11 protein-coding genes and 1 tRNA gene are annotated in these 12,933 nt (G+C 74.5%); 10 read left to right on the top strand and 2 right to left on the bottom strand.

The features are described 5' to 3' along the window. The first annotated feature begins 34 nt into the window (after positions 1-34). From RNC47_RS08325 to rsgA, 3 genes are read left to right on the top strand one after another with little or no spacing between them, the layout of a single operon-like run. On the top strand, positions 35-748 hold the full coding sequence (locus RNC47_RS08325) for a M50 family metallopeptidase (protein WP_311596940.1): 714 nt from the start codon (positions 35-37) through the stop codon (positions 746-748). A 31-nt stretch (positions 749-779) separates the two neighbouring features. Further along, the gene (gene aroA, locus RNC47_RS08320) at positions 780-2,135 is read left to right on the top strand and encodes a 3-phosphoshikimate 1-carboxyvinyltransferase (RefSeq protein ID WP_311596937.1); all 1,356 of its coding nucleotides are present in this window, start codon (positions 780-782) and stop codon (positions 2,133-2,135) included. Positions 2,136-2,149: 14 nt separating this feature from the next. Beyond that, entirely contained in the window at positions 2,150-3,154 is a 1,005-nt protein-coding gene (rsgA, locus tag RNC47_RS08315; protein WP_311596936.1) for a ribosome small subunit-dependent GTPase A, read from the top strand. Between the two features lie 26 nt (positions 3,155-3,180). Here the strand turns inward: rsgA and RNC47_RS08310 are convergent, their stop codons facing one another. Beyond that, a complete protein-coding gene (locus RNC47_RS08310) occupies positions 3,181-3,630 on the bottom strand; it encodes a TetR/AcrR family transcriptional regulator (protein WP_311596934.1) in 450 nt (149 codons plus the stop codon). Between the two features lie 118 nt (positions 3,631-3,748). Between RNC47_RS08310 and hisN the strand changes: the two genes are divergently transcribed. Beyond that, positions 3,749-4,543: a histidinol-phosphatase gene (gene hisN / locus RNC47_RS08305; RefSeq protein ID WP_311596931.1), complete on the top strand. Its 795-nt coding sequence runs from the start codon at positions 3,749-3,751 to the stop codon at positions 4,541-4,543. Positions 4,544-4,618: 75 nt separating this feature from the next. On the opposite strand, the gene RNC47_RS08300 is transcribed toward hisN, so the two are convergent. Beyond that, positions 4,619-6,073 carry a catalase gene (locus RNC47_RS08300; protein WP_311596984.1) on the bottom strand — a complete coding sequence of 485 codons (1,455 nt, stop codon included), beginning with the start codon at positions 6,071-6,073 and terminating at the stop codon, positions 4,619-4,621. 184 nt (positions 6,074-6,257) lie between these two features. Between RNC47_RS08300 and RNC47_RS08295 the strand changes: the two genes are divergently transcribed. From RNC47_RS08295 to RNC47_RS08270, 6 genes are all read left to right on the top strand, one after another. Next, entirely contained in the window at positions 6,258-6,701 is a 444-nt protein-coding gene (locus RNC47_RS08295) for a Fur family transcriptional regulator (RefSeq protein ID WP_311596930.1), read from the top strand. Between the two features lie 14 nt (positions 6,702-6,715). Further along, a tRNA-Met gene (locus RNC47_RS08290) sits at positions 6,716-6,789 on the top strand. Between the two features lie 76 nt (positions 6,790-6,865). Then, positions 6,866-7,759 carry an acyl-CoA thioesterase II gene (gene tesB / locus RNC47_RS08285; protein ID WP_311596929.1) on the top strand — a complete coding sequence of 298 codons (894 nt, stop codon included), beginning with the start codon at positions 6,866-6,868 and terminating at the stop codon, positions 7,757-7,759. Positions 7,760-7,964: 205 nt separating this feature from the next. Beyond that, a complete protein-coding gene (locus RNC47_RS08280; RefSeq protein ID WP_311596983.1) occupies positions 7,965-8,993 on the top strand; it encodes a LacI family DNA-binding transcriptional regulator in 1,029 nt (342 codons plus the stop codon). Between the two features lie 44 nt (positions 8,994-9,037). After that, a complete protein-coding gene (locus tag RNC47_RS08275) occupies positions 9,038-10,666 on the top strand; it encodes an FAD-dependent oxidoreductase (protein WP_311596927.1) in 1,629 nt (542 codons plus the stop codon). A gap of 118 nt (positions 10,667-10,784) precedes the next feature. Next, positions 10,785-12,926 (top strand): hydantoinase/oxoprolinase family protein, encoded by a 2,142-nt coding sequence (locus RNC47_RS08270; protein WP_311596925.1) that lies wholly within the window; start codon positions 10,785-10,787, stop codon positions 12,924-12,926. The last annotated feature ends 7 nt before the right edge of the window (positions 12,927-12,933 follow it).

The following is a 12,933-nucleotide window of genomic DNA, read 5'->3' as shown; positions in this document are numbered from 1 at the left end:
GAGGCCGGCCGAGCAGCCCGACCCCCGGGGGATCATGGACATCGCTGACATCGACGAGCTGTGGGACCGCGTGACCGGCACCCAGCCAGCGCCCGAGCTCTGGCTGATAGTCGGCGCGGCCGTCGTCGCCCTCGCGGCGGTCGCGCCGTACGGGGTGTGGCGGGTGGCGCGGAACACCATCACCATCGCCCACGAGGGCGGCCACGGGCTGGTGGCCCTGCTGACCGGCCGCAAGCTGGAGGGCATACGCCTGCACTCCGACACCTCGGGCCTGACCGTCTCCCGGGGCAAGCCCACCGGCGTCGGCATGATCCTCACCGCGGCAGCCGGCTACACCGCCCCCTCGCTGCTCGGCCTCGCCGGCGCCGCCCTGCTGTCCGCCGGCCGCATCACCCTGCTGCTCTGGGGCGCCACCGCCCTGCTGCTCGCGTTGCTGGTCATGGTCCGCAACGCTTACGGCGCGCTCACCGTGGTCCTCACCTCGGCCGCCTTCCTGCTGGTGTCCTGGCTCACCGAGCCCGACGTGCAGGCCGCCTTCGCCTATGTCGTGGTGTGGTTCCTGCTCCTCGGGGGCGTGCGCCCGGTGTTCGAACTGCAGGCCAAGCGCCGGCGGGGTGCCGCGCGGGACTCCGACGCCGACCAGCTCGCCAGGCTCACCAGCGTCCCCCCGCTGATGTGGCTGATCCTCTTCCACGCCGTGTCGCTCACCTCGCTCACCGGCGGCGGACGGTGGCTGCTCGACCTCTGACGGTGGGCCCCGCGCGACTAAAGTGAGAGGCATGACCGACAACAGCGAAAGCCTCGCCCTCTGGCCCGCGCCGCTCGCCGATGGCGCCATCGACGCCACCGTCACCGTCCCCGGATCCAAGTCGGTCACCAACCGGGCGCTGATCCTCGCCGCCCTGGCCGCCGACCCCGGCTGGCTGCGGCGCCCGTTGCGCTCCCGGGACACCCTGCTGATGGCGGACGGGCTCCGGGCGCTGGGCATCGGCATCGAGGAGACCGTCTCCTCGGACTCCCCGGTCTCCGGGCTGCCGCTCGGCCGCGGCGAGTCCTGGCGGATCATCCCGACCACCCCGCAGGCGCCGGCCGCCGTCGACGTCGGCAACGCCGGCACGGTGATGCGCTTCCTGCCGCCCTTCGCCGCGCTCGCCGAGGGCCCGGTCGGCTTCGACGGCGACAAGCGGTCCCACGAGCGCCCGCTGCACGGGCTCATCGCCGCCCTGCGCGCCCTCGGCGTGCGCGTCGAGGACGGCGGGCGGGGCGCGCTGCCGCTGACCCTGCACGGCACGGGCTCGGTCGAGGGCGGATACGTGGAGGTCGACGCGTCGTCCTCCTCGCAGTTCATCAGCGCGCTGCTGCTCTCCGCGCCGCGCTTCAACCACGGCGTCGAGGTGCGTCACGTCGGCGCCACGCTGCCGTCCATGCCGCACATCCGGATGTCCGTCGACATGCTGCGCAAGGCCGGCGCCCAGGTCGACTCGCCCGACTCCGGCGGCGAGCCCAACGTGTGGCGGGTCAGGCCCGGCGCGCTGCTGGGCGGCGACCTCGTCGTCGAGCCCGACCTGTCCAACGCCCAGCCGTTCCTGGCCGCCGCCCTGGTCACCGGCGGCCGCGTCACCATCCCCGACTGGCCGCGCGCCACCACGCAGCCGGGCGACGCGCTGCGCCGCATCTTCACGGAGATGGGCGGCTCCTGCGTGCTCGACGACCGTGGCCTGACCCTCACCGGCACCGGCCGGGTGCGGGGCATCGACGCCGACCTGAGCGAGGTCGGCGAGCTGACCCCGGGCATCGCGGCGGTGGCCGCGCTGGCCGACAGCGAGTCGGTGCTGCGCGGCGTCGCGCACCTGCGGCTGCACGAGACCGACCGGCTCGCCGCGCTCACCAAGGAGATCAACTCGCTCGGCGGCGACGTCACCGAGACCGCCGACGGGCTGCGGATCCGCCCCCGGCCGCTGCACGGCGGCGTCTTCCACACCTACGACGACCACCGGCTGGCCACGGCGGGCGCGCTGCTCGGCCTGCTGGTCAAGGACGTGGAGGTGGAGAACATCGCCACCACCGGCAAGACCATGCCGGACTTCCCCGACCTGTGGCACGGCATGTTGGCGGCGTCGGGCCCGAGAGCCTGAGAGCCGCGCCCGCCATGCGCCGGTACGGCAAGCACACCGACGAGGACGACGTCCGCGTCCGCCCCAGCCGGCGGGGTACCCGGCCGCGCACCCACCGGCGTCCCAAGCACGAGGACGCCGCCGAGGGCTTCGTGGTCACGGTGGACCGCGGCCGGTTCACGTGTCTCGTCGAGGACCGCGTGATCACGGCGATGAAGGCCAGGGAGCTGGGCCGCAAGAGCGTGGTCGTGGGCGACCGGGTGGCCGTGGTGGGCGACCTGTCAGGGGGCAGGGACACCCTGGCCAGGATCGTCAGGATCGAGGACCGCTCCTCGACGCTGCGGCGGACGGCGGACGACGACGACCCGTTCGAGCGGGTGGTGGTGGCCAACGCGGACCAGCTGGCGATCGTCACGGCGCTCGCCGACCCCGAGCCGCGGCCCCGGCTGATCGACCGCTGCCTGGTGGCCGCCTACGACGCCGGGCTCGACCCGCTGCTGATCCTGACCAAGGCCGACCTGGCCCCGGCCGAGCCGCTGTTGGAGACGTACGCGCCGCTCGGCGTCCGCCATGTGGTCACCACCGCCGAGGAGTTCGGCGGCGACCCGGCGGCCGTGGCGCGGGTGCGCGAGCTGCTGGTCGACCGGGTCACGGCCTTCGTCGGGCACAGCGGGGTGGGCAAGACGACGCTGGTCAACGCGCTGGTCCCGGACCGGCGGCGGGCCACAGGCGAGGTCAACGTGGTCACCGGGCGCGGCCGGCACACCACCGTCTCGGCGCTCGCGCTGCCGCTGCCCGGCGCGCCGGGCTGGGTCATCGACACGCCCGGGGTGCGGTCGTTCGGGCTGCACCACGTGCGGCCGTCCCGGGTGATCCACGCCTTCCCCGACCTGGAGCCCGGCACGGCGGAGTGCCCGCGCGCCTGCTCGCACGACGAGCCGGACTGCGCCCTCGACGCGTGGGTGGCCGAGGGCCACGCGGAGCCGGCCAGGCTCGCCTCGCTACGGCGGCTCCTGGCCTCGCGGGAACGTACGGACTAGGCGGCCTTGGCCGGGGCGCCTGCCGGTCAGGGGGCGATCAGGTGGGAGACGGCCAGGCGGATGGCGGATTCGCAGTCGGTCGGGGAGGCGTGCGGCAGGGCGCGGACGGCGCGGTCGCGTAACTCGGCGATCAGTCGCGCCGGTGGCGCGCCGGTCGGCGGCGCGCCAGCGCACTCGCAGCCGGTGAGGGCCGCCCGCACCACGCGGTCGGCGCGGGCCGTCGCCAGGATCCAGTCGGCGGCGCCGTCCAGCGAGCGGCGGCGGGCGAGTTGGGCGGCGAAGCCGTCGAGGAGCAGGGCGGTGCGGTGGGCCGTGAGGGCGGCGCCGAGCCCCTCCTTGCCCCCGAACTCGTTGTAGAGGGTCTGCCGCGAGACGCCGGCCGCCGTGGCCACCTCCACCATCCGGACGCGCCGCCAGGGGCGCGACTCCACGGCGGCAGCGGCCGCGTCGAGCAGTGACTCACGCGCGGTGGGCATCGTCGCCTCCTCGCCTGCCCGGGGCCGCGACGCCCCGGTGCGGCACAGGATTGACGCGGTGTCACGGGCTGTCAAGGTGGTTCGCGGGGCCCGGCGGGCCGTGCCGGATACTGGGGGCATGCCGGACTACCACGATGATCTGCGTCTCGCCCATGTGCTGGCCGACGCCGCCGACGCCGCGACGATGGAGCGGTTCAAGGCGCTCGACCTGAAGGTCGACACCAAGCCGGACATGACGCCGGTCAGCGAGGCCGACACGGCCGCCGAGGAGCTGATCAGGTCGGCCCTCCAGCGGGCCAGGCCGCGGGACGCGGTGCTCGGCGAGGAGTTCGGCAGCGAGGGGCACGGCCCGCGGCGCTGGATCGTCGACCCGATCGACGGCACCAAGAACTACGTGCGGGGCGTCCCGGTGTGGGCCACGCTGATCGCGCTGCTGGAGCGCGGCGAGGGCGGGGACCGGCCGGTGGTCGGGGTGGTCTCGGCGCCCGCGATCGGCCGCCGCTGGTGGGCCGCCGAGGGGGCCGGCGCCTACACCGGGCGCAGCCTGACGTCGGCGAGCCGGCTGCGGGTGTCGGCGGTGTCGGAGCTGGCCGACGCCTCGTTCTCCTACTCCTCGCTCGGCGGCTGGGAGAAGCTCGGCCGGCTCGACGCGTTCCTCCAGCTGGGCCGGGACTGCTGGCGCACCCGGGCCTTCGGCGACTTCTGGTCCTACATGATGGTGGCCGAGGGCGCCGTCGACATGTGCGCCGAGCCCGAGCTCTCGCTGTGGGACATGGCGGCGCCGGCGATCGTGGTGAAGGAGGCCGGCGGCCGCTTCACCGGCCTTGACGGCCGCGAAGGGCCGCACAGCGGCAACGCGGTGGCCTCCAACGGCCTGCTCCACGAGGAGCTGCTGCGGCGGCTCGGCGACTGACGGTTCGCGTGCGCGGCCCGGGCCGGTGGCGCGCCGAGCGCGGCACCGGCCCGGGTGGTTACGGCAAGGGCACCGTCACCGGCCGCGGAGGGCCTGGACCGCGGCCTGGAGCCGCTTGCCGTAGTCCTCGTCCGCCTTGCGGAAGTTCTCGATCGCCCGCTCCACGATGTCGTCGCGGGAGACCTGGGCGATGAAGCCCGCCAGGTTGGCGACCAGCCGCTCCCGCTCCTCCTCCGACATCAGCCGGTAGAGGTTGCCGGCCTGGACGAAGTCGTCGTCCTCGGCGTGGACCGGGGTCGGGTGGTCACCGGTGACGCCGGCGACGGGCACCGGCTCCCACAGCGGGCGGCCGGTCTGGGCCGGGCCGCCGAAGCTGTTGGGCTCGTAGTTCTTGGCGCCGCCGTGCCGGCCGTCGTACGCGAAGCCGTCCCGGCTGTGGGTGCGGGCCTCGGTGGCGTGCGGGCGGTTGACCGGCAGGTGGTCGGCGTTGACGCCGACGCGGTAGCGGTGGGCGTCGCCGTACGCGAAGAGCCGGCCCTGGAGCATCTTGTCGGGCGAGGGGCCGATGCCTGGCACGAAGTGGTGCGGGGAGAAGATCGACTGCTCGACCTCGGCGAAGATGTTCTCCGGGTTGCGGTTGAGCTCCAGCTTCCCGATCTCGATCGGCGGGTAGTCGGCGTGCGGCCAGACCTTGGTCAGGTCGAACGGGTTGAACCGGTAGGTGGCGGCGTCCGCGGCCGGCATGATCTGCACCTGGACGGTCCAGCTGGGGAAGTCGCCGTTCTCGATGGCGACGCGCAGGTCGCGCTGGTGGCTGTCCGGGTCCTGGCCGGCCAGCGCCGCGGCCTCCTCGGAGGTCAGGTTCCTGATGCCCTGGTCGGTCTTGAAGTGGTACTTCACCCAGAAGACCTCGCCCGCCTCGTTGCTCCACTGGAAGGTGTGGGAGCCGAAGCCGTCCATGTGGCGGTAGCTGGCGGGGATGCCGCGGTCGCCGAAGAGCCAGGTCACCTGGTGGGTGGACTCGGGGCTCAGCCCCCAGAAGTCCCAGACGTTGTCCGCCTCCTGGGAGCCGGTGTACGGGTCCCGCTTCTGGGTGTGGATGAAGTCGGGGAACTTGACGGCGTCCCTGATGAAGAAGACCGGGGTGTTGTTGCCGACGAGGTCGTAGTTGCCCTCCTCGGTGTAGAACTTCAGCGCGAAGCCGCGCGGGTCGCGCACGGCGTCGGCCGAGCCCAGGCTGCCGGCGACGGTGGAGAAGCGCAGGAAGACCTCGGTCTGCTTGCCGATCTCGGAGAGGAACCGGGCCCTGGTGTACGGGGTCACGTCGGCGGTGACCGTGAAGGTGCCGTAGGCGCCGGCGCCGCGGGCGTGCACGACGCGCTCCGGGATCCGCTCGCGGTTGAAGTGCGCGAGCTTCTCGATCAGGAGCTGGTCCTGGATGAGACCAGGGCCGCCGGGACCGGCGGACTGGCTGTTCTGGTTGTCCGCCACCGGGGCACCGGCCTCGGTGGTCAGCGGTCCGGCTGCGATCTGGTCGGTCATCTGCCTGTCACGCCCTTCGGGTGCTTGTCGGGTACTGCCGGGATGTCGTTCTGCCGTGCGGCCCCCCTTGGCCGTTGACAGAACCGATCCTATATTGGACTTTGTCCAAGTCAAGATGACGACCTACCTCATATCCCGTCCGAGGTGGCGGGCCGCCAGTTAGGGTGGTGCCATGAGTGATCTCCTGCGGAGACTCCGCGAGCGCGGGTGGCGGCTCACGGCCCAGCGCCGGGTCATCGCCGAGGTGCTGGACGGCGAGCACGTGCACTTCACGGCCGACGAGGTGCACGCCAGGGCCGTCGCGCGCCTGCCGGAGATCTCGCGCGCCTCCGTCTACAACACGCTCGGCGAGCTGGTCGCGCTCGGCGAGGTGATCGAGGTCACCACGGACGGGCGCGCCAAGCGGTACGACCCCAACGCGCACCAGCCGCACCAGCACCTGGTCTGCTCCGGCTGCGGCGCGATGCGGGACGTGCGGCTCGCCGGCGACCCGCTGCGGGCGCTGCCGGAGGACGAGCGGTTCGGCTTCGTCGTCTCGGACGTCACGGTCACCTACTACGGGCGCTGCCCCGAGTGCGGGGCCGGCGATTTGCGGGAAGCGTCGGGCGCCGACTAAGGTGGAGAACACGACGCGGGGTGGAGCAGCTCGGTAGCTCGCTGGGCTCATAACCCAGAGGTCGCAGGTTCAAATCCTGTCCCCGCTACTGAACACGGAGGCCCGGATCCATCGGATCCGGGCCTCCGTGCTGCGCGTTCCGGGCCGCGGGGGAGAATCGGCACATGGACGCTACTCTCCAGTACCTTCTGGGACTGCTCGATCTGGAGCCGATCGAACAGGACATATTCCGCGGCGCCAGCCACGACTGGGTGGTCCCCCGGGTCTTCGGCGGCCAGGTCGCCGCCCAGGCCCTGGTCGCCGCCTGCCGGACCGTGCCGGAGGAGCGGCTGCCGCACTCGCTGCACTCCTACTTCCTGCGCCCCGGCGACCCGGGAGCGCCCATCGTCTACACGGTCGACCGGATCAGGGACGGCCGTTCCTTCACCACCCGCCGGGTGGTCGCCGTCCAGCACGGCCAGCCGATCTTCCACCTCTCGGCCTCCTTCCAGCCCGCCGAGGAGGGCCTGGAACACCAGGAGCCGATGCCGTCGGCCCCCGACCCCGAGACCCTGCCCACCGCCGACGAGCTGCTGCCGCGCCACGCCCACCGGTTCCTCGACCCCGCCGTGGTCGACCTGCTGCTCGAGGCCCGGCGCGCCATCGACCTGCGGTACGTCGACGAGCCGCCGTTCGCCACCGCCGGGCGGCCGCGCGAGCCGCGCTCCCAGGTGTGGTTCCGGGTCAACGGCAAGCTCGACGGCGACCGGGACACGCCCGTGGCGCACCTGTGCCTCGGCACCTACGTCTCCGACATGACGCTGCTCGACTCGGTGCTGCTCGCCCACGGCAGGGGCGGCTGGACGGTGGGCGACATCGTGGGCGCCAGCCTGGACCACGCCATGTGGTTCCACCGGCCGTTCCGCGCCGACGAGTGGCTGCTGTACGACACGGACTCGCCGTCCTCCCAGGGCGGCCGCGGGCTGGCCCATGGCCGGATCTTCACCAGGGACGGACGCCTGGCGGTCACGGTGATGCAGGAGGGCCTGATGCGGGTCCCCCGGGCCGGGCGGGCCTGACGGGCGGGGGGATCCGGACGGGAGGATCCCGCCGGGCACGGGTCTTGACGGGGGTCGGGGTGGGGCGCCACAGTAGCGGCTAATCCGCATTAGTCCTGGGTGTGGTTGCTCGCCGCCGCCAGCTAATGCGCATTAGTCGGAAGGTGGAGAAGTGACCGAAAGGAAGCCCCGCGCGGCGCGGCGCGGGCGGCCTCGGCAGGCCGAGGTGGCGCGGCTCGCGGGCGTGTCGCAGACGACCGTGTCGCTGGTCCTGGGCGGCAACAAGCAGGGCATCGTCATCCAGGAGGCCACCCGCGAGCGGGTGCTCGAGGCGGCCCGGACGCTCGGCTACGTCCCGGACCCCGCGGCGCGGCGGCTGGCGGCGGCGCGGAACAACCTGCTGGGCGTGTTCAGCTTCACCGCCACCTTCCCCACCGCGGTCGAGCACTCCTACTACCGCTTCCTGGTCGGCATCGAGCAGGAGGCCGCCGCCCGCGGCTACGACCTGGTGCTGTTCACCGGGTCGAGCAGCGGCGGCGCCGGGGCCGGCGCGCCGGGGGCGCTCGACCGGGTGCGGCTCGCGGACGGCTGCCTGCTCCTGGGGCGGCAGGTGCCGGCCGAGCCGCTGCGGCGGCTGGTGGCGGACGGCTTCCCGCTGGTCCACCTCGGCCGCCGGGACGAGCCCGAGGGCCTGGCCTGGGTCGGCGCGGACTACGCGACCGCCAGCGCCGAGGTCGTCGGGTACCTGGCCGGCCTCGGGCACCGGCGGATGCTGCTGGTCCGGGAGGACGACGACGCGCCCGCCTCGGCCGACCGGGAGCGGGGCTTCCTCGCCGGTCTTGCCGCCGCCGGACTGCCCGCGTCCCGGGGCACGGTGGTGCGCACCGCGCGGCCCGCCGCGGAGCTCGACGCCGCGTGGCTGCGGGCCAGGTACGCCGAGGGGGTCACCGCGTTCGTCGCCGAGGAGACCGACACCGGCGACGCCTGGCGGGCGCTGACCACGGCCGTGGCCCGGGCCGGGCTGCGGGTGCCGGACGAGGTGTCGCTGGCGCTGCTCGGCTCCCCGCCCGCCGACCTGGCGGGGGAGCCGGAGCCCACCGGCTTCGACATTCCCAGGGCGGATCTCGGGGCCGCCGCCGTCCGCCTGCTCACCGACCTGCTCGCCGGCGGGGAGCGGACGTCGGCGGCCCTGGTGACCTGCCGCTTCCGCCCCGGCGCGACCGTGGCGCCGCCGGCCCGACCGGCGTCGCCCTGACCGCCGCACCGCACCCACCGAGCACCGAACGAGGAGAAGCTGCCATGCCGGAACCGACCAGCCCACCCGCCGAGACCGACGTCCTCATCGTGGGCGGCGGCCTGGGCGGGGTCGCCGCGGCGCTCGCCGTCTGCCGGGCCGGGCGGCGCGCCGTCCTGACCGAGGAGACCGACTGGGTCGGCGGCCAGCTGACGGCGCAGGCCGTGCCGCCCGACGAGCACCCGTGGATCGAGCAGTTCGGCGCCACCGCGAGCTACCGGGCGTTGCGCGGCCACATCCGGGACTACTACCGCCGCTGGTACCCGCTGCGTTCCGAGGCCCTGGCGGTCGCCGAGCTGAACCCGGGCGCCGGGCGGGTCAGCAAGCTGTGCCACGAGCCGCGGGTGGCGCTGGCCGTGCTGGAGGCCATGCTCGCCCCGCACCGCGCGGCCGGGCGGTTGACGGTGCTGACCGAGCACCGGCCGGTCGTCGCCGAGACCGAGGGCGACGCGGTGCGCGCGGTGACGCTGCTCGACACCCGCGGCGGCGTCCGCCGCACCGTGACCGCGCCCTATGTGCTGGACGCCACGGAGACCGGGGAGCTGCTGGAGCTGGCCGGCGTCGAACACGCGCTGGGCGCCGAGGCGCGGGCCGAGTTCGACGAGCCGCACGCGCCCGACGAGGCGCAGCCGCTCAACCAACAGGGCATCACCGTCTGCTTCGCCGTCTCCCACCACGCGGGCGAGGACCACGTGGGGGACCGGCCCGCCGACTACGACTTCTGGCGCTCCTACCGCCCCGAGTTCTGGCCGGGGCCGCTGCTGGGCTTCACCGCCCCCGACCCGCGCACCCTGGAGCCGGTGGAGCGCTCGTTCCGGCCCAACCCGGAGTCCGATCCGCTGGTCGTCGCCGCCGACCAGAGCGCGGACGCCGGGGACAAGGAGCTGTGGGGCTTCCGGCGCATCCTGGCGCGCGGGCTGCACCGTCCCGGCGCGTTCGACTCGGACATCACGCTGGTCAACTGGCCGCTCAACGACTACTGGTTGAAGCCGCTGGTCGGCGCGGGCGAGGAGGTGGCGGCGGAGGCGCTGGCGGGGGCGCGCGAGCTGTCCCGCTCGGTGCTGTACTGGCTCCAGACCGAGGCGCCCAGGCCCGACGGCGGCACCGGCTTCCCCGGGCTGCGGATCCGCCCCGACGTGACGGGCACCCCGGACGGCCTGGCCAAGTCGGCCTATGTGCGGGAGTCCCGGCGGATCAAGGCGGTCACCACCGTCACCGAGCACGACGTGGCGATCGACCTGGTCGGCCCCTACGGCGGCACCCGGCACCGCGACTCGGTGGGCGTCGGCGGCTACCGCATCGACCTGCACCCCTCGACCGGGGGCGACGACTACATCGACATCGGCTCCGTGCCGTTCGAGATCCCGCTCGGCGCGCTGCTGCCGCGCCGGGTCGGCAACCTGCTGCCGGCCGGCAAGAACATCGGCACCACCCACATCACCAACGGCTGCTACCGGCTCCACCCCGTGGAGTGGAACGTCGGCGAGGTGGCCGGCGCGCTGGCCGCCCACTGCCTGGACGCCAAGGTGACGCCGCACCAGGTGCGAGAGGAGGAACAGCGGTTCGCCGACTTCGCCCGGGTCCTCGACCGCGCCGGCGTCGAACGCCACTGGCCCGACGTGCGCGGCTACTGAACGCCCCGGGCCCCGGCGGCCCGCCCCCGTGGCCGGTGGACCCGGGCGGGACAGCTCCACCTGTCCCGCCCGGCACCGCCCACTTCCGACATGGCACACAAGGAGGTGTCCCTCGAACATGACCGCTCAACGGACCACTCACCGCCTGCGCGTCGGCATCGACGTGGGCGGAACCTTCACGGACGCGGTGGCGGTCGACGCCACCTCGCTGGAGCTGATCGGCCAGGTGAAGGTCCCGACCAGCCACCACCATCGCGACGGCGTCGCGCATGGCATCGTGGAGGCGCTCGACCGGCTGCTCACCGAGATCGGCCGCGCCCCCGAGGACGTGACGTTCCTGGCGCACGGCACGACTCAGGCTACCAACGCCCTGCTGGAGGGGGACGTCGCCCCCGTGGGGCTGGTCGGCATCGGGAAGGGGCCCGCCGGGTTCCTGACCCGCCGCCTCGCCGCGCTCGGCAGGCTGGAGTTGGCGCCAGGACGCCGGCTGCCGCTGCGCTACGCCCACCTCGCCGACCCGGGCGACCCGGCCGCCGTGCGGGAGGCGGTGGCGCGGGTCACCGAGGCCGGCGCCGAGGTCGTCGTCGCCACCGAGCCGTTCAGCGTGGACGCGCCGGAGGGCGAGGAGGCGGTGGCCGCCGAGGCGCGGGCCGCGGGGTTGCCGGTGACCACGGCGCACGAGATCACCTCCCTCTACGGCCTCGGCAAGCGCACCCGCACGGCCGTCGTCAACGCCGCGATCCTGCCCCGGATGCTGGCCACCGCCGACCTGGTGGACACCTCCGTGGTGAAGGCCGGCGTGCGGGCCCCGCTGATGGTGATGCGCTGCGACGGCGGCGTGATGTCGCTGGACGAGATGCGCCGCCGCCCGCTGCTCACCATCCTGTCCGGGCCTGCCGCCGGGGTGGCGGGGGCGCTGATGCGGGAACGGGTCAGCGAGGGCGTCTTCCTGGAGACCGGCGGCACCTCCACCGACATCAGCGTCATCCACCGGGGCAGGGTCGCGGTGCGGCACGCCGAGATCCTCGGCCGGAGCTCCTACCTGCCCGCGCTGGACGTGCGGACGGTCGGCGTCGGCGGCGGCTCGATGGTGCGGGTCGGCGGCGGGGCGGTGGTCGCGGCCGGGCCGCGCAGCGCCCACATCGCCGGGCTGCCCTACGCCTGCTTCGCGGCCCCCGAGGACCTTCGGGACGCCACGCTCACGCTGATCCGGCCCATGCCGGGCGACCCCGACGACCACGCGGTGATCGACGCGGCCGGCGGGCGGTTCGCGCTGACCATGACCTGCGCGGCCAACGCGCTGGGCCGGGTCCCGGAGGGCGACTTCGCGCGGTCCGACCCGGCCGTCGCGGCGGCGGCGCTCGCCCCGCTGGCCCGGGCGCTGGGCACGGACGTGCCGGGCGCGGCGAAGGCCGTGCTGGACGCGGGCGCCGCCCGGGTCAGGGAGGTCGTGGACCGGATGGTCCGCGACTACCGGCTCGACGAGGAAGCCGTGGTGCTGGTCGGCGGCGGGGGCGGCGCCGCCGCCGTCACCCCGCACCTGGCCGCGCTCACCGGGCTGCCCGGGAAGATCGCCGCGCACAACGAGGTGATCAGCCCGGTGGGCGTGGCGCTGGCGCTGGTCCGCGAGCAGATCGAGCGGATCGTGCCAGGGGCCACCCAGGAGCAGATCCTGGGGGTGCGCAACGAGGCCGAGCGGGCCGTGGTCGCGCAGGGCGCGAGCCCCGAAGCGGTCGAGGTGGAGGTCACCGTCGACCCGCAGACCAGCACGGTGCGGGCCATCGCCACCGGCGCCACCGAGCTCCGCACCCAGGACCGCGCCCACCGCGCGGACGACGCCGAACGGCTCCGCGCCGCCGCGGCCAGCCTCAGGGTGCCGCCCGAGCGGGTGGAGGTGCTGGCCGGCACCCCCTCCCACACCGTCTACGGGGCGGTGCGAAGGCGGCGGCTGCGGCGGGCGTTGCACCCGGTGCGGGTGCTCGACGCCGACGGCGTGGTGCGGCTGCACGCGGCCGATGCCCGGGTGGCCACCACCACCGTGGCCGAGGCGCCAGGTGTGCTGGCCGACCTGGTGCGCGAGACCACCTCCTACGGGGACGGCGGCGTGCGCGCCCCGGCGGTGCGCCTGCTGCTCGGTACCCGAATAGCCGACCTGTCCGGCGTGCTGGACGCCGAGCCGCTGCTGGCCCTGGCCCGCGGCGAGCTGCGCTCCCGCACCGGGGACGAGCCGGTCGTCGCGGTGCTCGAGGTGCGGTCGTGACCCCGCT

The sequence above is a fragment of the Streptomyces millisiae genome (assembly GCF_031845425.1).
Taxonomy (GTDB): domain Bacteria; phylum Actinomycetota; class Actinomycetes; order Streptomycetales; family Streptomycetaceae; genus Streptomyces; species Streptomyces millisiae.
Note: the sequence above shows the minus strand (reverse complement) of the source record. Positions and strands in the feature narration are given on the sequence as shown.

Bases quoted from the DNA above. Each gene is read 5' to 3' on its own strand.
- RNC47_RS08325 (WP_311596940.1), top strand. From the start codon at position 35: ATGGACATCGCTGACATCGACGAGCTGTGGGACCGCGTGACCGGCACC.
- aroA (WP_311596937.1), top strand. From the start codon at position 780: ATGACCGACAACAGCGAAAGCCTCGCCCTCTGGCCCGCGCCGCTCGCC.
- rsgA (WP_311596936.1), top strand. From the start codon at position 2,150: ATGCGCCGGTACGGCAAGCACACCGACGAGGACGACGTCCGCGTCCGC.
- RNC47_RS08310 (WP_311596934.1), bottom strand. From the start codon at position 3,630: ATGCCCACCGCGCGTGAGTCACTGCTCGACGCGGCCGCTGCCGCCGTG.
- hisN (WP_311596931.1), top strand. From the start codon at position 3,749: ATGCCGGACTACCACGATGATCTGCGTCTCGCCCATGTGCTGGCCGAC.
- RNC47_RS08295 (WP_311596930.1), top strand. From the start codon at position 6,258: ATGAGTGATCTCCTGCGGAGACTCCGCGAGCGCGGGTGGCGGCTCACG.
- tesB (WP_311596929.1), top strand. From the start codon at position 6,866: ATGGACGCTACTCTCCAGTACCTTCTGGGACTGCTCGATCTGGAGCCG.
- RNC47_RS08275 (WP_311596927.1), top strand. From the start codon at position 9,038: ATGCCGGAACCGACCAGCCCACCCGCCGAGACCGACGTCCTCATCGTG.
- RNC47_RS08270 (WP_311596925.1), top strand. From the start codon at position 10,785: ATGACCGCTCAACGGACCACTCACCGCCTGCGCGTCGGCATCGACGTG.